This window comes from Bacillus fungorum (genome assembly GCF_002746455.1).
Classification (GTDB): Bacteria; Bacillota; Bacilli; order Bacillales; family Bacillaceae_G; genus Bacillus_A; species Bacillus_A fungorum.
Window position 1 is genome coordinate 323,293 of the sequence record NZ_NWUW01000004.1, and the last position, 21,263, is coordinate 344,555.

A 21,263-nucleotide genomic window follows, 5' to 3' on the forward strand; every position below is an offset into this window, starting at 1 on the left:
CTTTCGTAAGGAGGCTTTTTATTTTTGGTTTAAAATTCAGAATTATCAATTGACTTTATAGGTCTGTTTTTTTATATTAGTAGGTATACTAATAACTACTAATATATATGTGTCGTTTTGAGATGAGAGTTATATAGAATGAGAGGGGATTACCAATGGATGAAATTATAAAGGAATTACAAAAATTAGGTTTTTCCCAATACGAATGTAAAGCGTATATTGGATTACTAAAACATTCCCCAGTAACAGGATATGAAGTGAGTAAACAAACAGGGGTACCTCGTTCGATGGTTTATGAAGTTCTCGGTAAATTGATGGATAAAGGAGCAGTGCATATCGTTCCTACTGAACCAGTAAAATATGTACCAGTACCAGCTACGGAGTTAATGAATCGAATGCGAAAAGATTTTGAAAAGTCATTTGAATTTTTAGACCAGAAATTAAACGGTTTAGAACAAGAGCGACAAATAGATGTAATTTCGCATATTCGCTCAAATGATCGTGTTATAAAAGAAATATGCAATATAATTAATAGGGCGAAGGAAGAGTTGTGGATTTCTGTATGGGAAGATCAAGTGCATGAAATTGAACCATATATTCATCAAAAGGAAGAGGAAGGTGTACATATATTTTCAATCTTATTTGGTGCTCCAAATACAAAAATAGGTGCGACGTTTCACCATAATTATATGACGCCCCACGTTGTTGAAAAGAGAATGGGTGGTCATTTAACTGTTATTGCTCGTGATGGAGAGGAAGTATTAATTGCGAACTTTTCAAATGATAGCACTTCATGGGCCGTTACAACGTATGACCCAGCGTTAGTTCTCGTTGCTACAGAGTATGTGCGGCACGATATTATGGTTGAAGAAATCACGAAGGAATTTGGAGCTGATAAGTTAGATACGTTATGGCGTGAAAATATAGATTTAGTTCATGTCGTAACAGGAAAACGAACTTTAAAAGGAATGGTGGATGATAGAGATGAGTAAAGCTCAGGCACATGTAGCTTTGCAAAGCGAGGATACATTTCAACAAGGAGTAAAAGATTGTTTACCAACTGTATTTGGTTATTTAAGCATCGGTATAGCAGCTGGTGTAATTGCAAAAACAGCAGGTTTCTCCGTCATTGAAATTGCGTTTATGTCCACTTTAATTTATGCGGGTTCTGCCCAATTTATATTAGCTGGTATGTATGCAGCTGGTGCACCTGCTTCAGCAATCATTTTCACCGTCTTTTTTGTTAATTTACGTCATCTTCTAATGAGTGCTGCGCTCGCGCCGTACTTTACGAAACTTCCCCTAGTAAAAAACGTAATGATCGGTTCTCAAATTACAGATGAAACATTCGGCGTTGCAGTGCAGCACGCAGCGCAAAAAGGATATGTAGGTGACAGATGGATGATGGGTTTAAATGTCACAGCATATTTAAATTGGATTCTTGCTACTATTATTGGCGGGTTGTTTGGTGAGTGGATACCAGATCCGCATACGTACGGCATGGATTATGCATTACCAGCAATGTTTATCGGATTATTTGTACTTCAGCTCATAAGTAGTAAACCGAAACTAGTAATTCATCTTACTGTTGCAATTGTAGCGATTATGATTGCATACGTTTCACACTTATTTATGCCAGATAGTATAGCGGTTATTATCGCAACATTACTAGCCGCGACGATTGGAGTTGTGATTGAAAAATGGAAATGAGATTGGACGTAATACTACTTTTACTAGCAGCAGGAGCTGTCACACTCGTGCCACGTATTTTACCTCTACTCGTATTTAGCAAACTACAAATTCCGGACTGGGGTTTAAAATGGTTAAATTACATACCAATTGCGATATTAGCAGCACTTTTAGCACAAGTATTATTTATGCATGAGACGATGAAGTGGGATTACCTTATCGCAGCAATTCCAACATTTCTTGTAGCGATATATACTCGTAGTCTATTAGGTACAGTATTAACGGGAGTGATTGTGATTATTTTGTTACGTTTTTTTTTCTAAAAAGGATTACGCTCATATAATAGCGAAAAGTGTAATAACATGAAAGATATAGGGGTGGTGTTATGATACTTTTAACGATAGGAGCAATTTTGTTAACGTTGTTTATTTTCTTTATTATCGGCTTCATCACGTTTATGATGTTTGTTGATAAGGCGACACCTCAAATATATTATACACCTTGTGAATCAGTGACAGTGAAAGCTAAAGGTAAACATAGAAGGAAGAAAAGTTGAAAGTTGGCTTTTCTTCCTTTCTTTTTATTTGATTTTTCTGTATAATTTAAGTTAGTTATACAACTAACTTAAAAGGTGGTCATAGAAGTGGCAAAACCGAACGTTGTTAATAAAGAGAAGTTACTAGAAGCAGCAAAAGAAATGATTGCACAGCACGGGATGAAAAAGTTGACATTAAAAGCAGTTGCAGAGAGTGCTCAAGTTACACAAGGTACCGTATATTATCATTTTAAAACGAAGGATCAATTATTACTTGAAGTGACCGAATCGTTTTGTAAAGCGTCGTGGGAACAAATAGGAAAGGATGTACAGTTAGAAAAGGCTTTACAGTCTGCCGAAAGTAGATGTGTGAAAGATTCAATGTATCATCATTTGTTTTTTCAATTAGTAGCTAGTGGATTACAAAATGATGCAATGAAAGATAAAATTGGTGAACTGTTACATTATGAAAATCAAGAATTAACAAGAGTGTTAAATAAAAAAGTAGGAGATACAATGACATCTCAAATTTCAACTGAAACGTGGAGCATTTTATGTAATGCATTAATTGACGGATTGGCATTGCAAGCATTATTCAATCCATCTTTTTCGAAAGATAAAGTATATGGTGATTTGTATATGCTCTTGGAAAAGTTTACAGCGCTACAAAAGGGAGGAGATGGTAGTGAATAATAAACTTTGGCTCACTATTTTATTTTCTATTGGCGTTTGGCTTTTTGCCTCAACATTCTTCATTATTTTCGGTTCTTCCGTTTTATTAGAATACACTTCAAATAGCTTTTTTCTACACATGACGTTTCTTGAATTAGGAACGGCTATAGCTTTATACTTTGTAATGTGGTTATACAAAAAACTAGATACTACGAAATATGCAGTTATTAAGTTAGGTATATGTGGTACAGCCATCGGTTTAATTTTAGATTCTTACATCTTATATAATTCCTCTCATATATTCTCACAATTATCCTCGCAGCAAATCATATCATTTACCATTTGGATGGTTATTGCGTATGCTTTATATTTACTGATTCCTTTCGTCATGGAACGAAAAAAGTTGTTGTAAAGAGGTATGTTATCCTCTTTACAACAATTACATCCCCGAAAGAAGTAACAACAATAACCCAAATAGAAAACTAATAAAGGAAAGAAAACCGATACATACGGAGAACACACGATTGTTTCTCCATTCGCGCCAGAAAACGATAAAACCTAAAATACAAAGGAAAAACCAAATGGGCAGGAATATGAATTCGCTAACTTTCTCAGGAAGTAAACCATAAAAAGTTGTTACATATAAGATCCAATTTGTAAAAAATAAAATGTAAACGATAATAGATTGTAAGTAGGGGCGTTTGAAAAACTCCCCTTTTTTTCCTGTTACAAAAATGATAGTTAGCGCTGACATAAAGGCAATGAGTATGAAAATAAGTAAGAGTAATGTGAGCGTCATTTGAGTCTCCTTTATAAGAGTGTTTTTATCCCGCATTAACGGGCAGTAAGGCCCACACCTCAAAATTCAGCATAAGAAAAGAGGTTAGGTGGGGGATCAACTGCCCATAAAAGCCCGATTTGTTCAACTAATAATCAGTGGGGGATGAACAACCCCCACTGATTAAAGTTTCACTTTACAAGAAATGAATCTATTAAATTGTATGCTTGCTTTGTAGAGTGCTCGTTATATTTTTCAGTGTACGGATTTAAAAATCCATGTTCACCGTGTAGTTGTTTTATTTCTAATAAAGGATTCTTTTGTTGCTGCAACGATTGAATTAAAGAGGATATTGAAAAACTAACTTCTTTTTCAGGGAAAATAAGTAAGGTAGCACATGTTGGTTTCATATGAATATAGTCACGTATACGGGAACCATAACATCCGATAATAAAATCTATTTTCGGATTGTTACTACATAGCCATGAGATGGTAGCACCAACACTAAAGCCGATAAGTCCAATATGTGTGTAACTACTAGAAAGACGAGTAATGAATTCTTCAATTTGTTTTTTGCCATTATCAAATCCAATATGATTCATAAAAAAATGATATGCTTTTTCTTCATCACTATAATGAAATGCATGTTGCGATTGTAGCAGATTAGGACAGAATACATCTATATGAGATGAAGTGAAGTGGTGGGTAACGTGATGCATATGGTCGTTTACACCATATATTTCATGAACAGCAATGAGAGCTAATTTTTTCTTCATCGTTACAATGTACCTTTATGAAACTTAAATTCTTTCTCAACAAGGCAGATGCGCAGGTGAAAGTTTTCATACCATTGCTCGCGCCCTCTTTTTTTCGCTTCTATATGTAAGGCGTTCGTTTTCCAATTTTCAATTGCTTCAAGTGATTCCCAATAAGAAATTGTGATTCCAAGTCCTAAATGATCTCGTGCACTTTCTACACCTAGAAATCCAGGTTGTTGCTTTGCAAGTTCCTCCATTTTCTCAGAGGTGGTACTATAATCTGTTGTATCATTTGATAAGTTAGAGGTGAATATAACTGCATAATAATGCTTGTTTTTTTCTAAATCAGTTCTCATTATCTTTCCCCCTTAATATATAGTGCGAATAATTCATTCATAGTTTGTATTTTAGCAGGTTAAAAAAAGAAAAGAAGTAGAAGATTCTTATTTTTTTAGTTATTCTAAAACAAGGGATATAGAGAATTCATATTAAAGTAAGAAAAATGCCACTTCAAAAAATTGAAGTGGCATTTTTTATATTTCCTCTAAGCTATTAACTGGAACTGTTAATTCGCGTCCTGGGTTTTTTACTTCATATATGCGGGCGGTTTCGTTGCTTTCGTCGACGTGTTGAATTGTAACAGGCATGCCTTGAAAACTAACATTAGCTTGCTCCGCTGACACAGAAAGCTCTTTTGCACGTTGAATATTCATTTATATTCCTCCCATCATTATTATCTTTGCTAAAAAAGAGGAATAATATACCATTTTGAGACATTTTTAAAGTTTTTGTATTATTTGTAATGTTTCTTTAATAAATGAAGTGAATATGGAATCAGGATAGCCATTTATCGCTTGAACCGCTTCTTTTGCTTCTTTCAAGGCAGATTTTTTATCTTGAAGTTCTATATAGCAAAGAGCACGATAAGATCCAGCTGTTAATAACCACGATTGGTCAAGTGGATGACTCATATAATCTGGTATGGTAGCGTGTTTTAATATTTCCAATGCTTCCTTATAACGTTTTAAGCCATACAAAGATTTTCCTTTTTCAAGATAGTACAACCCATCCTCTTTGAAAATCGGTTCGTCTTTTAGTTTTTCTCGAAATTGTTCTACATGTTCTAATGCAATTGTATATTCTTTAGTAATCGTGTTGTAGTAATATGCTTTTAATATATCTACGATTGCAACGGATAAAGTGTCTTCTGTAAAAATGGCGAATTGCTCAGATTTCTTAATGTAATGTAAATACTGTTCTTTATCAGCCATCATGACTTTTTGATAAGATAATATGCGATAAAATTCATCTGTTTTATAATACACTTGATGTTTTTTTGAAAATGCTAATGCTTTTAATATGATTTTTTCACATTCCTCATATTTGCCACATGCGAGTAAAATAATGGCTTCTTTTAAGCACAATCTGATATGTATAATAAGATCCATTTCTAAATGGTTCGCTTCATAATCATCTCGAATAAGAGCAATAAGTTGCAAACATTCCTCATACTTTTTACGTGAGAATAACGTATAAGAGAATGTTAATTTTGTTTCAGTACTGTCTCTGTATAAAGTATATTTTTCAAAAATAGAAGTTGCTTTTTCAACGAAAGATTCAATGTTGTAATCTTTCATTATAGCCGCTCCAGTTATAAATTGTTTATATAATCGGGCAGTATTTAAAGTGAGAGGGAGTTCCTTTTGAACGATAGGAAGTAAAGTTTCATACACCTTATCACATTTATTTGCCTTTATTAGCTGCTCCATTTTTTGAATGAGTTCTACAATTTCATCTTCATCTTCTTCTAATAAAAAACTCGTTTCACATTCAAGTTTTTCAGCAATATATTGTAATGTTTTCATGGAAGGTGTAGCTTTTCCATTTTCAATTTGACTAAGCATGCTTTTTGTCAATTCGGAACCTGCCAATGCGGTTTGAGTAAGTTTTTTTTCTTTTCGTAATGCTTTAATTTTTTCGCCGAGAGTTGCCATATTATTGCTCCTTTATAATTAAAAAGTTAAATTGTATTTAACTTTTTGTTGTAAAAATTGGAAAGTTGATTATATAATAAGTTTAACACAATTTAACTTTTAAGGGGAGAGAGTCATAATGGAAGATGTAAGTATAGGTCAAACTGATTCAAAAATGAAGATTGCAACGAGAAATATTATTTTAATGATGATTGGAAAGATGACGTCTTTATTAGGCGCAGGTATTTATACGTTCGCAATGGGGTTATACGTATTAAAGACAACTGGTTCAGGGATGGGGTTTGCTACTACGCTCGTTTGCGGATCACTTCCAAGGATGATCTGTGGTCCGATTGCAGGTGCTGTAGCAGACCGTGTGAATCGAAAGTGGCTTGTCATTGGCACTGATTTATTAAGTAGCTTAACGATGCTTATTATGTTTATTTTTGCCACTATATTTGGACCATCACTTCTTTTTATTTATATTTCAGCAGCATTATTATCAATTTGTGCAAGTTTTTATTCTGTTGCATTAACTTCATCTATTCCGAGTTTAGTAGATGAAGGACGTATTCAAAAAGCGAGTGCTTTGAACCAGACAGCAGCTTCTTTATCAAATATTTTAGGGCCGATTATTGGTGGAGTTGTATTTGGTTTCTTTTCAATTAAGTCGTTCTTTTTGTTAAATAGTATTACGTTCTTTTTAGCGGTTATTTTGCAATTATTTATTGTATTTGATTTATATAAAAAAGAAATGGTTGAAAGTAAAGAGCATTTCTTGACGAGTGTAAAAGAAGGTTTTTCATATGTAAAACGACAACATGAAATATATGGTTTAATGAAAATAGCATTGTGGGTAAATTTTTTTGCGTGTGGGCTAACCGTTGCACTTCCCTACATTATCGTCCATACATTGCATTTATCTTCAAAGCAACTCGGTACTGTAGAGGGAATGTTAGCAGTCGGGATGCTAATGGGTGCGATTGCTTTATCAGTGCGTAAAGAAGTGAATAATCCGTTTCGTTCTATTTATACGGGACTGTTTTTGTTTGCAGGTTTGAGTTTATGTACAGTATTCCCGTTGTTAGTTACCATTCCAAAAGTGGCAAGTTTTATTTATTATATTGCTTTCATGATGTTAACGGGTATAGCAATTATGATCGTAAACATTCCGATGCAAGTACATATGCAAAAAACGACAGACCCGAGCTACTTAGGGCGTGTGTTTGGCCTACTTGAAACAATTGCTACTGCAATCGCACCGCTCGGTATGATTGTATATGGATTATTATTAGATATGTTGCCAACTAGCATTGTTATGATGACAATAGGCGGAGGTTTATTGTTAGTTGTATTAGTTGGAGTAAAGCAACATATGGCGAAAAAACAAGTAAATGTGTCGGCTTAAAAATAATAAAAAATTGACTTATCATTATAAAAATGACCGAATTAGTATTTTAGTTTTTGAAACTCTTTTTCATGTATGTTACAGTAAAGTGAGCAGGCAAAGAAAAGGAGACAACATCATGAAAAAATTAAGTTTTGTTATGCTTTTTCTATTAGTCGTGATGGCTGGATGTAGCAATTATGACACATATATTGAAACAGGTATGCAATCATTGAAAGATGAAAAATATAGTGATGCAACGATGTGGTTTGAAAAAGCGGAAAAAGAAAAGTCAGGAAATGAAGCGAAATCATATAAACAAGTTGCCGAGAGAATGGATCACGGAGCAACAGCATTAAAAGACGGTAAGTATTTAGAAGCGAAAGACATTGCAAATGAAGTATTACAAATGAAAAAAGACGATACACTTGAAACAGCTGTAACATCAAATGCAGAGAATATGCTTCAAAAAGCAAAAGATGTAGAAGAGAAAGTGAATGAAAGAGTAGCAAAGCGGAGAAAAGTAGAAGAAGAAGGAATTGATAAACTCATTAAAGCTGTAGATAGTATAGATGACGCGAAAGAAAAAGAGAAGAAAGTTTCAGAAGCATTAGATAAGGCTGAAGAGGCGCAAGCGAAAATTGAAGCGAAGAAAAATAAATAGAGTTATAGTTTAAAAGGCTGTCGTGTATAACGACAGCCTTTTAAGCTAAATCAACTGACACGAACATATCACTATTTTGAAGGTTTTTAGAGCGTAAACTATAAGCAACAACCTTCTTTTTATGTTGTTTTACAACATCAACATGCTCTTCGTGACTATAAATATAAAATGTAAAATCTTTTTTGCCACGTTTTGCATTGATAATTAAAGGAGTACCCTCATTGTGTGGCGGTGCATAATAGCGATCTAAAAATAAACCTTCGTTAAAATCATGAATAATTTTGGATTTCTTTTCGCCTTCTACGTTATTTCCATGGATTGTAACAGTCACATTCGCTTCTTCAAGCTGTGGATGTGTTTCGTACTTGCTAATAATGGATTCAATAACAGTGTTAGGAAGGCTAGAAACGATAATTTTAAATGCTCCAAATACAACTAACATTACAATAAACCAAGTCGTCATAGTATATCATCCCCTTTATTCTATTTAATAATATAACTCATATGGTAATAGTACATATGGTGAAGTTTTGTATAATTTGTGAAAATGTTTCCTGTTTTTGAACGTTTTTTAAACAAATGGAGATGTGTGAAGAATAAGAGGGAATATTTAGTATGATAAAAATGTAAAGGTTTTCTATATATTATAAGGGGGTTATAAAATGGGGAAATTAGATGGTAAGGTCGCTTTTGTTACAGGAGCTGCGATGGGGAACGGAGCTGGAATTGCTCATGTATTTGCAGAGCTGGGGGCAAAAGTATTACTTGTTGATATTTCAGAGACAGTTCATGAGACTGCCAAAAATATTGTTAGCAAAGGGTTAGATGCTACGAGTTATGTAGTCGATGTGGCTGATATTACTGCTGTAAAAGAAGTAACGAAAGATGCATATGAGAAGTACGGAAAGATTGATATATTAGTAAATAACGCCGGTGTTATTCGACTTGCAAATTTTTTAGATATGTCAGATGAAATGCGTGATTTTCAATTCCAAGTAAATATTAATGGTGTATGGAATTTTTCTAAAGCGGTATTGCCATATATGATTGAGAAAAACTACGGGAAGATTGTGAATATGTCTTCTGTAACAGGAACATTGGTTGCTGATGAAGGTGAAACTGCATATGCAACGACGAAGGCAGCAATTTGGGGATTTACGAAAGCGCTAGCACGTGAAGTAGCAAAACATCGTATTACTGTAAATGCAATTTGCCCAGGTTACATTATGACACCAATGGCAGAGCAAATAGCAAATGAATCTGATTCAAATGAGCCGAGTAATGTCATCAATGGAATTGCTTCGGGTGTTCCTTTAGGACGTTTAGGGAGAATTGAAGAAGTAGGTCAGTTAGCAGGTTTTTTAGCATCCGATGAATCAAGCTACATAACAGGTACACACATTGTCATTGATGGGGGTAGCACATTGCCAGAAACAGTTTCAGTCGGTGTAAAGTAAAAGGATTATGAATGAGGGTTTTAGTTCTGTGAATCATAATGCTAGAAGGAATCTGACAGGGATTTCTTCTAGCGTTATAATGTTATGAAGTATTGTTAGAAAAGTCAATTTTGTTACAAAAAGTTGAAATCGAAGTATTTTAAAAGAAAAAGGTTTATAATAAAAATATAACTAATTACAAGGAAGTGTAACTATGAGTACTGTAACAATCGTATATGGTATTATTCTTTCTACAATTATTGTTTTATTTATTGTCGGGGTTTCACGTTATATTCATAAATGGAAAGAAGGCGTTGCGAAATTAAATCACATTGAAGAAGAACTTAGTGATTTAATGTTACATCATGGTAAGTAAAAAGTTTATTTTTTAACTAAACAATGTGAAGAATATCACAAATCATGCTTTTCTAATGAAGGCATGTTTTTTTTATTGTGTAAGATTAGAAAATTTGTATAAACAAACTAATTATTAATTAAAAAGATAAAATATTTTAATTTAATATATAATATAATTGTTTTAAGGGGGAGTATCATGAGAGGATTAAAGATTATTGGGAGTATAGTAGGAATTATTATAGTAGGTTATATAGCTTTCTTTTTAGTTAAGGAATATGTCAATTCAAAAGAAGATTCTAATTATGTGCTAAATTACATAAAAGAACATGGGGATGATAAAACAGCTTCTTTAATTGTTAAAAGAAATGGTGAAACATTAACATCAATAAATGAAAATGAGAAACTACCACTGGCAAGTATGTCGAAAATCGTTATAGCAATTGAATATGCTAAGCAAGTAGCTGAAGGGAAAATAAGAAAAGACGAGCAAATTTCATTAAAAGAATTAGAAAGATACTATGTGAAAAACACTGATGGCCGCGCACACCCTGCATGGCTAGATGATGTAAAAGCTAAAAAGTTAGTGAAGGGTGGGCAAACTTCTTTAGAAGAAGTAGTGAAAGGAATGATCCATTATAGTTCGAATGCGAATGCATCATATTTATTGGATAAGCTTGGAACGGCACGGGTGAATGAAAGTTTGAAAGAGTTAGGCTTAAATAGTCACGATGAATTTTATCCAGTGTATACAGGGGCATTATATATGAGGGGCTATGCTGAAAAAGAACTGCATATTCCTCAAAATAAAGCATTGGACAAGCTACGTAATATGTCTAATGATGAATATATTAAACATGTATGGCAAATACATGAATGGATGAAAGACGAGAAAGAATGGACAAAACGGGGGATATCGTTAAAAGCCGATATGGACTTCCAACGTATTTGGTCAGATCGGTTCGTAGGTGCAAATGCGAAGGATTACATGAGTTTAATGGAAAAGATAAATAGCAGAAATTATTTTACGCCACAAATCCAAGGTGAGATTGAGAATATATTTAAAGGAACCGTAGGAGAGGGTATGTTCGAATTTGCTGGACAGAAAGGTGGTTCTACGGCATTTGTATTAACAAATAGTTTCTATGGTACTGATAAAAAAGGGAATAAGATTGAGATTTTCTTTATGATGAACAATTTGAGTGAAAAAGTATTTGAAAAACTTCTAAGTAATATGGATTACTTTATTCGAGATATTGTTATAAGCGAGGAATTCAGAAGTGAATTATAGTGAAATAATTTTATTATGTAAACAAGATGTTATTAAAGGTAGGTGTTGAGATGAGGTTGAATGAGTATATGCTTGAAAAGTTTCCAAATTTAGAACTTAGACCACCTCTATTTTATAATTGGGCTATTAGTATTCGTTTTGGATTAGGTGTGGACTATGATTGCAATAATATTTATGAAAATTGTTCATATTTAGAAGGCGTTTATAACAGAGCGATTACTTTATTTCAGTTTTTACATTCAACAGAAGATAATATTTATATTGTAGTGGATGTAAATGACTATGCAGACGGTGAAACTTTCAAACACAAATTGAATATCTTTTCTAAGTATGTGAAAGAGAAGTCCGATTTATTTAAGTTACAGAAAAATACAATCCCTTATGTTTTTCCAGAAGATGATGAAGATGGATTGTATAAAACACATAGATTTACTTTGAAATGTAAAGTTTCTGACTTGAAATACATTCCTATGTTAAAAGCAATTTGTAATCAAGATATGGGAATCAAACCGAGTATTTTTCATAGGGTGTATTTCATAAATGTTAACAAGAATACTATATTTCACATTTATGATGATAGAGGTTGTGATGTATTAGCTACCTCTCCTAATACAATTAGGGATATTTATCATACATATAATGATTGGATATTAGATTATGATAGAAATAAAATTGATAAAGTATTTAATTGAATGTAGTCTATTTTAAATGAGGGAAATACCATATGAGGTGTTTCCCTTTTATTAGTATGAAAATCAATATTCAAATTTGACAGCACTTATTATAAAGGTAAAGGGATTTCATGGTAATGTATTGAATTTGGATAGAAATAAAAAAGGGAGATGAATAAATGACAACAATATATTTCGTTCGCCATGCCCATTCTACCTATACAAAAGAAGAACGGGAGCGTCCTTTATCTGAAAAAGGACACTTGGATGCAGAGAATGTAACAAGCTTATTAAAAGATAAACATATTGATGTAGTGATTTCTAGCCCGTACAAAAGAGCAGTTCAAACTGTACAAGGAATTGCGAATACATATCATGTATCAATAGAAATAGAAGAAGATTTACGAGAAAGGTTATTAAGTTCAGAGCCAGTAGCAGATTTTAATGATGCCATTGAGAATGTGTGGGAAGATTGGAGTTTTGCATACGAAGGCGGAGAATCAAATGATGTAGCACAAAGACGCGCTGTAATATGTATGCAAAGTATATTTAAAAAATATAAAGGTAAGAATATTGTAATAGGTACTCATGGGAATATTATGGTATTATTAATGAATTATTTCGACTCGAAATATGATTTTCAGTTTTGGAAAACCCCTCATATGCCTGACGTGTATAAATTAACTTTTGATAATAATGGTTTCATTTCTGCAGAAAGAATACAGTCTGCAGATTATCAGATAAATAATTTGTAAAAGTTTATCAAAAAAAGAGGAAAGAGAGATGTTATTGTAGAAGTATGACTTTGTAACATAAAAAATATATGTTAAAGGAGGCTGTTTACATGTTTGAGAAAGAGAAAGAAGGGCTTATTGAAGTTCACAACGTATATGAAATTGCACCAGCAGATGGAACAATTATTGGTATGGCAACGGAAGAAGAAATGGAAATTGCTGCTGAACTAGAGCTGCAGTACTATGCCCATTCTCGTTTGTTAGAAGCAAATATTCAGTTAGACGGTTCCTCCTACAAAGAGTTACTTCAGGAGTTTCAGGAGTACGAAAGAAAATCAATGAGCTTTTGGCGAGCAATACATAAGCGTTTAGCTGTGCCATGGGCATGGGTATTACGTATTGACGTTGCGAATGGTCCTATATATGTAAGTAATGGGAATTCGTATTACGAAGAAATCGATGATGAAGAAGATTATGAATAGATAAGTAAGGAAGCAGCTTTAGTTGCTTCCTTTTTTTATGCCCCTAAGCTTGAAATAATTTTTGACAAGCAAAAACAATGCACCAAACACCTATACCGAATAGGACAGATGTACTAAGTGAAAATGAGTTTTTTAAACCCATATAGACGATAAATAATAATAGTGCGGATGCAGGAAATCCATATAATACGCCTATAGCAAATTGACTTAATTCTTGCTTGTTCCCGCCTTCGAAAGAAATCCAAAATAGGCTCAGTAAACTTACGAGAGGAAGGGCAGCAATAAACCCACCTATCGTACTATAATGTTTAGCGACTTCAGTAATAACACCGATAATAAGTGCGGAAACGATTACTTTAACGAGGAAATGCATATTTTGCCTCCTTCGCTAATAACGAAAAAGCTTTTTCGATTAATTGTTGTTCCTCTTTTGATAACTGTGATTCTAATATTTTTATCTTTTCTTTATCTAGTAAAGTATGCTTTTCTAATACTTCAATGCCTTCTTTCGTTAATGTAAGGTTCACAACTCTTTCATCTTGTTTGTTTCTTTCTTTCATGATAAATCCTTTTTGAATAAGGCGCTTTACGTGTTCAGACGCTGTGTTATGAGAGAGGCTAAGTTCAGCAGCGACTTTTCCAATTGTTATATCTTTCTCACGAGAAACGATTTGTAAAATACGAATGGCTTGGTGAGAAAGGTTGTCTTCATATTCATATCGTAAGTGATAATAAATGCTCTCCCAATGCTGATTGATGTCTTTCATAATGATAAATCCTCCTACTTTTTATATCGTATAATAAGATATATTCGTTAATATAGAAATAAAATCCTTTTATCTGGATAAAAAATGTTGAAAAAGTTTATTTTTATTGAAATATAAGGTAATCTATGTGTAAAGGTATACATTTAGCAAGAGAGAGGATGATAGCTGTGAATACATTCAAATGGATGAGTCATGAACAGATGTATGTAGATGAAATACATGTTGAAAAATGTGGTCCTCTTTCAGTCGGCGTATATGGGGGAAATCAAGAGAGTGATGCATATGAACGAGGAGATGCAGTACTTGCTTGGTGGGATCCTGAATTACAATTTGAATTTGTTATGATTTTTGATACACACCACAAAACAAAAAATATAGATTATATAATAGAAGCAATTTCAGAAAGAAAAGAGAAACTAAAAGAGTTATTTTCTTACCCGATACATTTAGCTTTTCATCATACACATATGTACTTATTAGCGTTATTTACAGATGAGTTGTTTATTGAAAAATGTGATCAAGATGATGAGGAACTTGCATGTTTAATTTGTTTGCGAAAAGGTGAATTTTTATATTGGCTATCAGTTGGTAATTGTTTCGCTTATTTATTCCATTCTGAAAAAACGAAGAATGGAAAAGGACGATTAAATAAACGGAAGAATTACGAATATATCGGTAGGAAAAATATTTTTGCAGCAAATACCCCTTGTTTTACGTCAGGTGTAAGGGGGTTAGAAAAAGGGATGAATCACATTGTAATGGCAACGGATGGTATTTTAGAATGTGATAAACGAAGGTTTGATGATGATCAATCTTTAGTAGAAATATTGCACGACGGAAATAGCCTGCAGATTGAACCAGTATTAACAAATGTACTGCAGTGGAAGGGGAGAGATTGTGCCACGATTATTGGATGGTCCATTGATACTGAAAATAAACAATGTGCTAATTCATAAAAAAGGAGTTCAAGGTTTTTATCCTTGAACTCCTTTTTGTTAAGCAATATGGATGTGATACGTTTTTAACCACTCATTTACTTGAAGCGTGTATTCCATAGCACTTTTTGCTTCAAAATTGTTAATTTCTTTATTACTTTGATCGGCAATGGCAAGTAATGTGGAATGATTAATAAGTGAGAAAATAGGATTGTTTTTATTACTGCACATGTCGAGTGATAAATGACGGATTGTTTGTAAATAATGTGGGTCTTGTGAAGTTGGATAAGCACTTTTTCTTCTATTGCGTACATCGTCAGGTAAAGCAGCTTTCAGTGCTCTACGTAAAATGCCTTTTTCAATATTATCAATGCTTTTTATGTTGAAAGGAACGTTCCATAAATATTCAACTAATCTATAATCGCAAAACGGTACACGAACTTCAAATCCTACAGCCATACTCATACGGTCTTTACGGTCAAGTAAGAACGGAAGAAATCTCGTTAAAAATAAATAAAACATTTGACGTTGTTTTGCTTCTTTTTTATTTTCACCTTCAAGAGTAGGTACTTCAAGTATCGCTTCTTGGAATCGTGTATCAATATAATCTTCTAAGTTACATTGGTTATTTACTTCATTTAATAGAAGAGGAGATGTATTTTTCCAATTTGTTAGCCAAGGAAATTTATCTACATATAGTAATTCTTCTTGATGAAACCATGGGTATCCACCGAATACTTCATCAGCAGATTCTCCGGATAAAGCTACGGTTGCATCTTTTTTCATTTCGCAAAATAGTAAATATAGTGAAGTTTCCATTTCGCCAGCACTCGGTAAATCTTTTGCACGGAGGGGAACGAATAAGTGATTTGCTAATTCTTCAGCATTCACAATAATATCATGATGTGATGTTCCTACATGTTCAGAAACGCGTTTTACCCAAGGAGCGTCTAAACCAGTGCGAGCAAATGTCAGTTCGAAATCTTTTGCGCTATTTACAAAGTCAATGGAATACGTATGAAGTATTTTATGTTCTGCAGCAAATTCTTTCCCCGCTAGTGCAGTAATACCACTAGAATCTAATCCACCCGATAACATACAAACGAGAGGGACATCGGCAATTAATTGTCTTTTTACTGTATCTTGTAAAATAGATAAAATATGCGAGGATGTTTCATCTATAGAATCTGTATGAATCTTACTTTCTAAGTTCCAATACTTCGTAACTACTTTATTGCCACGTGTAAACGTTATAGAATGTCCAGCACGCACTTCTTGAATATGTTTAAAGACGCCACATCCTGGAGTTCGAAATAAGCCTAATCCAAATATTTCATTTATGCCGTCCATATCAATTTCAGCAGGAACAGATGGATGAGCTAATAATGCTTTTATTTCAGATCCGAAAATAATACTGTTATTTCTTTCTGTATAAAAGAGTGGCTTTACGCCTAAATGATCACGTGCTAAAAACAACTGTTGCTTCTGATCATCCCATATTGCAAAGGCAAAAATCCCATTTAAATGTTGTACACAGTCTTCTTTCCATTCTAAATATGCATGTAGTAATACTTCTGTATCTGAATGCGTTTCAAATGCATGACCACATTTTTGAAGTTGCTCTCTAAGCTCGCGGAAATTATAAATTTCTCCATTATAAGTAAGAGCATACGTATAATCACCAGCACGAAATGCCTTCGGCTGCGTCCCGCCTTCTGGATCAATAACAATTAAACGCCGGTGTGCAAAGGCCGCACGAGGTGAAAACCAAAAACCTTCAGCATCAGGCCCACGATGCTGAATACTATTTGCCATCTTTTCTAAAATAACATGTTGATTTGAAAGGTTTTCCTTCCAATCTACCCAACCTGTAATTCCACACATACACATCTCATCTCCTAATTTAAAATAGTAGATTAATGAAATAAAGTGAAACTTTAATCAGTGGGATTTTTTTTCATCCCTCACTGATTATTAGTTGAACCAATCGGGCTTTTACGGGCAGTTATCTCCCGCCTAACTTCCTCGCATTCGCACAATTTTGAGGTGGGATTTACTGCCCGTTAATACGGGGTAAAATGTACACTAAGTTAAAGAATGACTATATAAATAGTGTACTACATGAATCAAATTGCAGACTTGAGAAAATTTTCTTTGAATGCATAGTTATGTGAGACAATAGCTAAGGGAAAGTATTCCATTACATACAAAAAATAAAAAAGATGAGAGAAAAAATTTTGTAAGACGTTATATAGGGTGTAAAAGCTTTTACAAAAAAATAAGGGGAATCGCTACATGAAATCAAATGAGAAAAATTTTATAAAAAGATTACAGCGGCAAAAAGAAGATGCGCTAGAATTTGTTGTCGATACATACTTACCACTCATAAAGGGAATCACGCACAAAATACTTCTCCCGGTTCAAAATGATGGACTCATAGAGGAATGTGTAAATGATATTTTCCTATCCATTTGGAATCACGCAAATAAGTTTCATGGAGAGCCGAGTGATTTTAAAAAATGGATTGCAGCGATTGCGAAGTTTAAAGCAATTGATTATTACCGGAAAGCGACTAAAAAAGTAGAAATTATTTCGGATGAGTTTCATATCAGTACGGAAAAGTCAGCGGAAGACGAATTAATTGTTATGGAAGATAGAGAAGAATTATTGATGCTTATTAATCAATTAGAGCCGCTAGATCAAAAGGTGTTCATTATGAAATATTTACTTGGTATGAAGACTGAGGAAATAGGTGACAAGTTAGGATTAACTAGGGCAGCGATCGATAATCGTGTATACCGGGGAAAAAAGAAACTACAACAAAATGCTACGAATATTAGTTTTGGAGGTAGTGCAATATGAAAGACATTTATGAATTATTAAATGATATTGATATAGATGAAAAAGAAGTAGAAGAAATTGAGGCTTCTGAAATTGAAAAAGAAAAAGTGAAGCGTAATGTAAAACAATCAATACGTACGAAGAAAAAGATGAAAACTTGGAAGAAGGGTGTTGCTGTTGCATCTATTTTAGTAGGATTATCAGTTGCAACGCTTGGTATCGGTTTTCCTACATATGCCGGGGGATTGCCAATTGTAGGTGACATATTCCGATTTTTAGATAATGGTAGAACAGGGTTATATGAAAACTCTAAAGCTGACGCAGGGAAGATAATGGAACCTCATTATAATTATAAACAATACGCTACAGTACTAAATATGACAAAAGAAAGCAAGGGAATTAAGATAACGATTAATGATGCGATTTTTGATGGGAAGACAGTATCAATAAACTATTCTATAGAAAGTAACAGAGATCTAGGCGAAAATCCAAGTACGTTGGATTTTTTAACTATTAAAGGAGCAGGTGCCCAATCAGGCAGCAATAAAATTACTAAAGTCGCAGATAGAAAATATACAGGTTTAATAAAAACAAGTAGCGATCTAGTTGGTAGTAAAGAAACTATAGTGAATGTTGAATGGAGTGTACAAAGTATAGCTATTTTAGAAACTGAAGAAGAGATAAAAGGGGATTGGAATTTTAATATTAATCTAAAAGGAATAGAAAATAAAGAGCAATTGATTGGAGGTAGTACAGAAAAAGATGGTGTCAAAGTAAATATGGAGAGAATGGAAATAACACCAATTTCGTTTATTCTATACTACAACCAAGAAGTATCTCAAGAGATAAGGGATGTATGGGATGGAGGGGATGTCGATTTAGAAGTGAGAGATGATTTAGGTAATCAGTATTATGGAGAAGGAAATGGAGGTTCAGGTGAAGATTCTTATAATTTTAATTGGAGTAAAACATTCCAACAACTTAATGAGAATGCGACTAAGTTAATAATAACACCTCACGTTAATTTAAGAATTCACACTCCTGAAAATTATGGATCGGTAACAATAGTTGAAGGACAAGTAAAGGAGCGTTTTGTACCTCGAAGACTGGGAGGCAATAAGGATATGGTGTTAGATACTATTGTAATCGACTTAAAGAAATAAAAAACGACTGCCTAAAACAATTAGGCAGTCGTTTTTTCGTTAAGAACTAGTAACGAGTAACGCATGCGGATGCTGCGTTTTATACTCATCTTTCCACGGAATGTTTAGTTGTTCCCACGATTCGCCGCTGTCATTGGATTGAAACACACCGTTATTATTTAAAGTGTAAAATGTATGTGGTTCGGCTTCGTTTGTCGCAAACATCGAAATGACTGTACCGATTGCTGATGGTAGTCCTTGCTGCACTTGCTGGAAAGGAGTATCTTTCGTTTTACGATAAATATAAGATTCATAAGGAATACGGTGATGAGCGAGATCAGCACTCGGTGCAGCAGAAACGAGAATCGTATCGCAATCAGCTGGATCAATAGCCATGCTGTATAAATAATGATGCTCAAGTCCTTCACTACATGAAATCCAGCTGTTTCCACTGTTATAACTTTCAAGATATGCGCGATCAGGTCCGCCCATAAATCCGTCACCACATGATGCATAAAGGCGATCTGGTGCTTCAGGGTGCATGAGTAATTGATGAGCGTCGATAGGAGCACCGAATTTTTTATCAATCCATGTATGCCCTTTATCGTTACTTTGAATAACAGCACCAGCCTCGATTGAAACATGAATTGTATTTGGATTGTTTGGATCCACTGTAATCCAGCGTACGTGATGGGTAAAAGGTCTAGGCGGGAAAGCCCACGTATAAGAAGATAATAATGATTTCATATTTTTAAGTTCCGTCCACGTTTCACCACCGTTTTCTGAACGGAATAAAGCGCTCGGTTCAGTCCCTACATAAACGACTCCATATCCGTTAACTTGTTCATTAGGGCTTATCGCAATGGAAGTAATCGAAGAATGTAAAATACCATCTTCTTTTGGAAAATCAAAGTAACGATAAGAATCTCCAATCGGTCTCCATGAATCTCCGCTATCGTCACTTAACCAGAGACCTCTTCCAAATGTGCCGCAATATACACGATTCTTTTGAAATGGATCAACAGCGATACAGGTAGGTTGCATATTTTGTAAGTGATACGCTGTTTCGTAGTTACCATATTGTTCTTTCACTACAACAAGTTCACGCTCCATACAGAGAAATAAACGTTTCATTTTCATAACCTCCTTAAAAATTCTTTCATTAGTAAACAATATGAAGCTGAAAAAGAAGTAGTCTTATTTTTTGTTGAGAAAAAGGACTTGTTTGAAAAGTAGCGAAGTGTGTATACAGAGGAAGTGGGCGTTTACGGGCAGTTAATGCGGGATAAAGATGGGGAGTTTGTTTCATACTAACATACAGATATTGCGCTTAAAGGAGCATTTGTATGGGACATTCACATGATCACGGTCATTCAAAAAATAAAAAAGCGTTACTAATTGCTTTCTTATTAACGACAAGTTTTATGATTGCTGAGGTAATTGGGGGATGTATTAAAGGACAAGTTTCATGTAGAACATGTCACCATTCAAGTAGAAATTGATGGTGAATTTCATCATAGTGAGACAACTTGCAAAGTATGAAAGAAAAAGGATACGAAAAAGTGTCATAACATTTTTCGCACAGCATACATATATATAATGTGGCCACAAATACTTTGTAAGGTAAATATTTCATGAGATTACTTTACTTATAAAGAATCATCTTTTATAATCAAAAGCGGTAATCGATAAAGATTATCATTTTCAATGATCGTAGAAAGGAGTTTTTTTAAAGATGAGTAGTCAACTCCGTTTTGCTGTTGAAAATCGTAAGAGGCATTTAATTGATGAGTTAATTGGGGCAGGTGTGTTTAAAATTCGTGACCGACAATTATACGAGCTGTCTTTAGAGGAATTGGAAAAAGAGTACGAAGATATGGAAGATTATGCAGATATTCAGGCATAGCTATATAGATTAGTAAAAGGTGATCTGGTTGGGATCGTATATACTGCATTAGTTGTTTTAGGGACAATTGTGTTTATTATTAGAGGGAATCTGCTAAATAAGAGTACGACAAAGTGAAGAAGGGCTGTCCCATAAGTCGGTGAAACCGACTTATGGGCAGCCCTTTTTTTGCACAAAAAAATCGCCTTGTCCTGTATAATTGTAAGTAACCACACCAACAAAAACACGAAAGCAGAGGCGATTTTTTT

The 21,263-nt window shown here is 34.0% G+C and carries 29 protein-coding genes and 1 pseudogene; 20 read left to right on the forward strand and 10 right to left on the reverse strand.

What is annotated here, in order from left to right; all coding sequences use genetic code 11:
• The first annotated feature begins 155 nt into the window (after positions 1-155).
• The 6 genes from CO726_RS08415 (at position 156) to CO726_RS08440 (ending at position 3,308) form a co-directional block, all read left to right on the forward strand.
• Positions 156-992: a TrmB family transcriptional regulator gene (locus CO726_RS08415; protein WP_099683947.1), complete on the forward strand. Its 837-nt coding sequence runs from the start codon at positions 156-158 to the stop codon at positions 990-992.
• A complete protein-coding gene (locus tag CO726_RS08420; protein WP_099683948.1) occupies positions 985-1,710 on the forward strand; it encodes an AzlC family ABC transporter permease in 726 nt (241 codons plus the stop codon). The genes CO726_RS08415 and CO726_RS08420 overlap by 8 nt, the downstream gene beginning before the upstream one ends.
• Positions 1,701-2,012, forward strand: a complete 312-nt coding sequence (locus CO726_RS08425) for an AzlD domain-containing protein (protein ID WP_099683949.1) — start codon at positions 1,701-1,703, stop codon at positions 2,010-2,012. Before CO726_RS08420 ends, CO726_RS08425 begins: the two co-directional genes overlap by 10 nt.
• 62 nt (positions 2,013-2,074) lie before the next feature.
• Positions 2,075-2,245 (forward strand): DUF3951 domain-containing protein, encoded by a 171-nt coding sequence (locus tag CO726_RS08430; protein WP_064476524.1) that lies wholly within the window; start codon positions 2,075-2,077, stop codon positions 2,243-2,245.
• An 87-nt stretch (positions 2,246-2,332) separates the two neighbouring features.
• On the forward strand, positions 2,333-2,917 hold the full coding sequence (locus tag CO726_RS08435) for a TetR/AcrR family transcriptional regulator (protein ID WP_099683950.1): 585 nt from the start codon (positions 2,333-2,335) through the stop codon (positions 2,915-2,917).
• Positions 2,910-3,308 (forward strand): DUF5367 family protein, encoded by a 399-nt coding sequence (locus CO726_RS08440; RefSeq protein WP_136699474.1) that lies wholly within the window; start codon positions 2,910-2,912, stop codon positions 3,306-3,308. The genes CO726_RS08435 and CO726_RS08440 overlap by 8 nt, the downstream gene beginning before the upstream one ends.
• A gap of 27 nt (positions 3,309-3,335) precedes the next feature.
• On the opposite strand, the gene CO726_RS08445 is transcribed toward CO726_RS08440, so the two are convergent.
• The 5 genes from CO726_RS08445 to CO726_RS08465 all read right to left on the reverse strand — a co-directional run bounded on the left by CO726_RS08445 (position 3,336) and on the right by CO726_RS08465 (position 6,426).
• Entirely contained in the window at positions 3,336-3,695 is a 360-nt protein-coding gene (locus CO726_RS08445; RefSeq protein ID WP_099683952.1) for a hypothetical protein, read from the reverse strand.
• A 170-nt stretch (positions 3,696-3,865) separates the two neighbouring features.
• Positions 3,866-4,450 (reverse strand): dienelactone hydrolase family protein, encoded by a 585-nt coding sequence (locus CO726_RS08450; RefSeq protein WP_099683953.1) that lies wholly within the window; start codon positions 4,448-4,450, stop codon positions 3,866-3,868.
• Positions 4,451-4,452: 2 nt separating this feature from the next.
• The gene (locus CO726_RS08455; protein WP_099683954.1) at positions 4,453-4,788 is read right to left on the reverse strand and encodes an antibiotic biosynthesis monooxygenase family protein; all 336 of its coding nucleotides are present in this window, start codon (positions 4,786-4,788) and stop codon (positions 4,453-4,455) included.
• Between the two features lie 177 nt (positions 4,789-4,965).
• A complete protein-coding gene (locus CO726_RS08460; protein WP_001025744.1) occupies positions 4,966-5,145 on the reverse strand; it encodes an H-type small acid-soluble spore protein in 180 nt (59 codons plus the stop codon).
• 66 nt (positions 5,146-5,211) lie between these two features.
• Positions 5,212-6,426, reverse strand: coding sequence for a helix-turn-helix domain-containing protein (locus CO726_RS08465; RefSeq protein ID WP_099683955.1), 1,215 nt, complete (start codon positions 6,424-6,426; stop codon positions 5,212-5,214).
• Positions 6,427-6,544: 118 nt separating this feature from the next.
• Here CO726_RS08465 and CO726_RS08470 point away from each other — a divergent pair, with 118 nt between their 5' ends.
• The gene (locus tag CO726_RS08470; RefSeq protein ID WP_099683956.1) at positions 6,545-7,813 is read left to right on the forward strand and encodes an MFS transporter; all 1,269 of its coding nucleotides are present in this window, start codon (positions 6,545-6,547) and stop codon (positions 7,811-7,813) included.
• Between the two features lie 118 nt (positions 7,814-7,931).
• Positions 7,932-8,456, forward strand: coding sequence for a COG3014 family protein (locus tag CO726_RS08475; RefSeq protein ID WP_099683957.1), 525 nt, complete (start codon positions 7,932-7,934; stop codon positions 8,454-8,456).
• 40 nt (positions 8,457-8,496) lie between these two features.
• Here the strand turns inward: CO726_RS08475 and CO726_RS08480 are convergent, their stop codons facing one another.
• Positions 8,497-8,919 carry a YfmQ family protein gene (locus tag CO726_RS08480; RefSeq protein WP_099683958.1) on the reverse strand — a complete coding sequence of 141 codons (423 nt, stop codon included), beginning with the start codon at positions 8,917-8,919 and terminating at the stop codon, positions 8,497-8,499.
• Positions 8,920-9,118: 199 nt separating this feature from the next.
• On the opposite strand from CO726_RS08480, the gene ucpA reads away from it, so the two are divergent.
• The 6 genes from ucpA (at position 9,119) to CO726_RS08510 (ending at position 13,424) form a co-directional block, all read left to right on the forward strand.
• The gene (ucpA, locus tag CO726_RS08485) at positions 9,119-9,913 is read left to right on the forward strand and encodes an SDR family oxidoreductase UcpA (protein WP_099683959.1); all 795 of its coding nucleotides are present in this window, start codon (positions 9,119-9,121) and stop codon (positions 9,911-9,913) included.
• A 193-nt stretch (positions 9,914-10,106) separates the two neighbouring features.
• Positions 10,107-10,268: a hypothetical protein gene (locus CO726_RS08490; protein ID WP_000109008.1), complete on the forward strand. Its 162-nt coding sequence runs from the start codon at positions 10,107-10,109 to the stop codon at positions 10,266-10,268.
• A 177-nt stretch (positions 10,269-10,445) separates the two neighbouring features.
• Entirely contained in the window at positions 10,446-11,537 is a 1,092-nt protein-coding gene (locus tag CO726_RS08495) for a serine hydrolase (protein WP_099683960.1), read from the forward strand.
• 50 nt (positions 11,538-11,587) lie between these two features.
• Positions 11,588-12,229 (forward strand): DUF3885 domain-containing protein, encoded by a 642-nt coding sequence (locus CO726_RS08500; protein ID WP_099683961.1) that lies wholly within the window; start codon positions 11,588-11,590, stop codon positions 12,227-12,229.
• A 158-nt stretch (positions 12,230-12,387) separates the two neighbouring features.
• The gene (locus tag CO726_RS08505; protein WP_099683962.1) at positions 12,388-12,963 is read left to right on the forward strand and encodes a histidine phosphatase family protein; all 576 of its coding nucleotides are present in this window, start codon (positions 12,388-12,390) and stop codon (positions 12,961-12,963) included.
• A gap of 89 nt (positions 12,964-13,052) precedes the next feature.
• Complete coding sequence (locus CO726_RS08510; RefSeq protein WP_000461767.1) at positions 13,053-13,424, forward strand: hypothetical protein; 372 nt, start codon at positions 13,053-13,055, stop codon at positions 13,422-13,424.
• A 43-nt stretch (positions 13,425-13,467) separates the two neighbouring features.
• Here the strand turns inward: CO726_RS08510 and CO726_RS08515 are convergent, their stop codons facing one another.
• Both CO726_RS08515 and CO726_RS08520 read right to left on the reverse strand, forming a co-directional pair.
• Positions 13,468-13,797 (reverse strand): DUF3147 family protein, encoded by a 330-nt coding sequence (locus CO726_RS08515; protein WP_074609900.1) that lies wholly within the window; start codon positions 13,795-13,797, stop codon positions 13,468-13,470.
• Complete coding sequence (locus tag CO726_RS08520; RefSeq protein ID WP_099683963.1) at positions 13,781-14,191, reverse strand: MarR family winged helix-turn-helix transcriptional regulator; 411 nt, start codon at positions 14,189-14,191, stop codon at positions 13,781-13,783. The genes CO726_RS08515 and CO726_RS08520 overlap by 17 nt, the downstream gene beginning before the upstream one ends.
• Before the next feature lie 125 nt (positions 14,192-14,316).
• Between CO726_RS08520 and CO726_RS08525 the strand changes: the two genes are divergently transcribed.
• Complete coding sequence (locus tag CO726_RS08525) at positions 14,317-15,147, forward strand: PP2C family serine/threonine-protein phosphatase (protein WP_099683964.1); 831 nt, start codon at positions 14,317-14,319, stop codon at positions 15,145-15,147.
• A 39-nt stretch (positions 15,148-15,186) separates the two neighbouring features.
• Here CO726_RS08525 and asnB read toward each other — a convergent pair whose 3' ends face one another.
• Positions 15,187-17,010: an asparagine synthase (glutamine-hydrolyzing) gene (gene asnB, locus CO726_RS08530; protein WP_099683965.1), complete on the reverse strand. Its 1,824-nt coding sequence runs from the start codon at positions 17,008-17,010 to the stop codon at positions 15,187-15,189.
• Between the two features lie 411 nt (positions 17,011-17,421).
• On the opposite strand from asnB, the gene CO726_RS08535 reads away from it, so the two are divergent.
• Positions 17,422-17,988, forward strand: coding sequence for a sigma-70 family RNA polymerase sigma factor (locus CO726_RS08535; protein ID WP_099683966.1), 567 nt, complete (start codon positions 17,422-17,424; stop codon positions 17,986-17,988).
• Entirely contained in the window at positions 17,985-19,130 is a 1,146-nt protein-coding gene (locus CO726_RS08540; protein WP_099683967.1) for a DUF4179 domain-containing protein, read from the forward strand. The genes CO726_RS08535 and CO726_RS08540 overlap by 4 nt, the downstream gene beginning before the upstream one ends.
• 39 nt (positions 19,131-19,169) lie before the next feature.
• Here CO726_RS08540 and CO726_RS08545 read toward each other — a convergent pair whose 3' ends face one another.
• Positions 19,170-20,243, reverse strand: coding sequence for a WD40/YVTN/BNR-like repeat-containing protein (locus tag CO726_RS08545; RefSeq protein WP_099683968.1), 1,074 nt, complete (start codon positions 20,241-20,243; stop codon positions 19,170-19,172).
• Between the two features lie 212 nt (positions 20,244-20,455).
• On the opposite strand from CO726_RS08545, the gene CO726_RS33140 reads away from it, so the two are divergent.
• From CO726_RS33140 to CO726_RS32950, 3 genes and pseudogenes are all read left to right on the forward strand, one after another.
• The gene (locus CO726_RS33140) at positions 20,456-20,611 is read left to right on the forward strand and encodes a hypothetical protein (protein WP_425427776.1); all 156 of its coding nucleotides are present in this window, start codon (positions 20,456-20,458) and stop codon (positions 20,609-20,611) included.
• 233 nt (positions 20,612-20,844) lie between these two features.
• The gene (gene fbpA / locus CO726_RS08555; RefSeq protein WP_000098301.1) at positions 20,845-21,015 is read left to right on the forward strand and encodes a Fur-regulated basic protein FbpA; all 171 of its coding nucleotides are present in this window, start codon (positions 20,845-20,847) and stop codon (positions 21,013-21,015) included.
• Positions 21,016-21,033: 18 nt separating this feature from the next.
• Positions 21,034-21,132 (forward strand): annotated as a pseudogene (locus tag CO726_RS32950) (DUF3784 domain-containing protein); the annotation flags it as partial.
• Positions 21,133-21,263 lie beyond the last annotated feature (131 nt).

Excerpts from the sequence above, each read along its gene's own strand:
- CO726_RS08475 (WP_099683957.1), top strand. The coding sequence starts at position 7,932 with ATGAAAAAATTAAGTTTTGTTATGCTTTTTCTATTAGTCGTGATGGCT.
- CO726_RS08500 (WP_099683961.1), top strand. The coding sequence starts at position 11,588 with ATGAGGTTGAATGAGTATATGCTTGAAAAGTTTCCAAATTTAGAACTT.
- CO726_RS08540 (WP_099683967.1), top strand. The coding sequence starts at position 17,985 with ATGAAAGACATTTATGAATTATTAAATGATATTGATATAGATGAAAAA.
- CO726_RS08505 (WP_099683962.1), top strand. The coding sequence starts at position 12,388 with ATGACAACAATATATTTCGTTCGCCATGCCCATTCTACCTATACAAAA.
- CO726_RS08470 (WP_099683956.1), top strand. The coding sequence starts at position 6,545 with ATGGAAGATGTAAGTATAGGTCAAACTGATTCAAAAATGAAGATTGCA.
- ucpA (WP_099683959.1), top strand. The coding sequence starts at position 9,119 with ATGGGGAAATTAGATGGTAAGGTCGCTTTTGTTACAGGAGCTGCGATG.
- CO726_RS08525 (WP_099683964.1), top strand. The coding sequence starts at position 14,317 with ATGTGTAAAGGTATACATTTAGCAAGAGAGAGGATGATAGCTGTGAAT.
- CO726_RS08480 (WP_099683958.1), bottom strand. The coding sequence starts at position 8,919 with ATGACGACTTGGTTTATTGTAATGTTAGTTGTATTTGGAGCATTTAAA.
- CO726_RS08415 (WP_099683947.1), top strand. The coding sequence starts at position 156 with ATGGATGAAATTATAAAGGAATTACAAAAATTAGGTTTTTCCCAATAC.
- CO726_RS08535 (WP_099683966.1), top strand. The coding sequence starts at position 17,422 with ATGAAATCAAATGAGAAAAATTTTATAAAAAGATTACAGCGGCAAAAA.
- CO726_RS08545 (WP_099683968.1), bottom strand. The coding sequence starts at position 20,243 with ATGAAACGTTTATTTCTCTGTATGGAGCGTGAACTTGTTGTAGTGAAA.
- CO726_RS08450 (WP_099683953.1), bottom strand. The coding sequence starts at position 4,450 with ATGAAGAAAAAATTAGCTCTCATTGCTGTTCATGAAATATATGGTGTA.
- CO726_RS08460 (WP_001025744.1), bottom strand. The coding sequence starts at position 5,145 with ATGAATATTCAACGTGCAAAAGAGCTTTCTGTGTCAGCGGAGCAAGCT.
- CO726_RS08510 (WP_000461767.1), top strand. The coding sequence starts at position 13,053 with ATGTTTGAGAAAGAGAAAGAAGGGCTTATTGAAGTTCACAACGTATAT.
- CO726_RS08495 (WP_099683960.1), top strand. The coding sequence starts at position 10,446 with ATGAGAGGATTAAAGATTATTGGGAGTATAGTAGGAATTATTATAGTA.
- asnB (WP_099683965.1), bottom strand. The coding sequence starts at position 17,010 with ATGTGTGGAATTACAGGTTGGGTAGATTGGAAGGAAAACCTTTCAAAT.
- CO726_RS08465 (WP_099683955.1), bottom strand. The coding sequence starts at position 6,426 with ATGGCAACTCTCGGCGAAAAAATTAAAGCATTACGAAAAGAAAAAAAA.
- CO726_RS08490 (WP_000109008.1), top strand. The coding sequence starts at position 10,107 with ATGAGTACTGTAACAATCGTATATGGTATTATTCTTTCTACAATTATT.
- CO726_RS08515 (WP_074609900.1), bottom strand. The coding sequence starts at position 13,797 with ATGCATTTCCTCGTTAAAGTAATCGTTTCCGCACTTATTATCGGTGTT.
- CO726_RS33140 (WP_425427776.1), top strand. The coding sequence starts at position 20,456 with ATGGGACATTCACATGATCACGGTCATTCAAAAAATAAAAAAGCGTTA.
- CO726_RS08455 (WP_099683954.1), bottom strand. The coding sequence starts at position 4,788 with ATGAGAACTGATTTAGAAAAAAACAAGCATTATTATGCAGTTATATTC.
- fbpA (WP_000098301.1), top strand. The coding sequence starts at position 20,845 with ATGAGTAGTCAACTCCGTTTTGCTGTTGAAAATCGTAAGAGGCATTTA.
- CO726_RS08420 (WP_099683948.1), top strand. The coding sequence starts at position 985 with ATGAGTAAAGCTCAGGCACATGTAGCTTTGCAAAGCGAGGATACATTT.
- CO726_RS08430 (WP_064476524.1), top strand. The coding sequence starts at position 2,075 with ATGATACTTTTAACGATAGGAGCAATTTTGTTAACGTTGTTTATTTTC.
- CO726_RS08520 (WP_099683963.1), bottom strand. The coding sequence starts at position 14,191 with ATGAAAGACATCAATCAGCATTGGGAGAGCATTTATTATCACTTACGA.
- CO726_RS08425 (WP_099683949.1), top strand. The coding sequence starts at position 1,701 with ATGGAAATGAGATTGGACGTAATACTACTTTTACTAGCAGCAGGAGCT.
- CO726_RS08445 (WP_099683952.1), bottom strand. The coding sequence starts at position 3,695 with ATGACGCTCACATTACTCTTACTTATTTTCATACTCATTGCCTTTATG.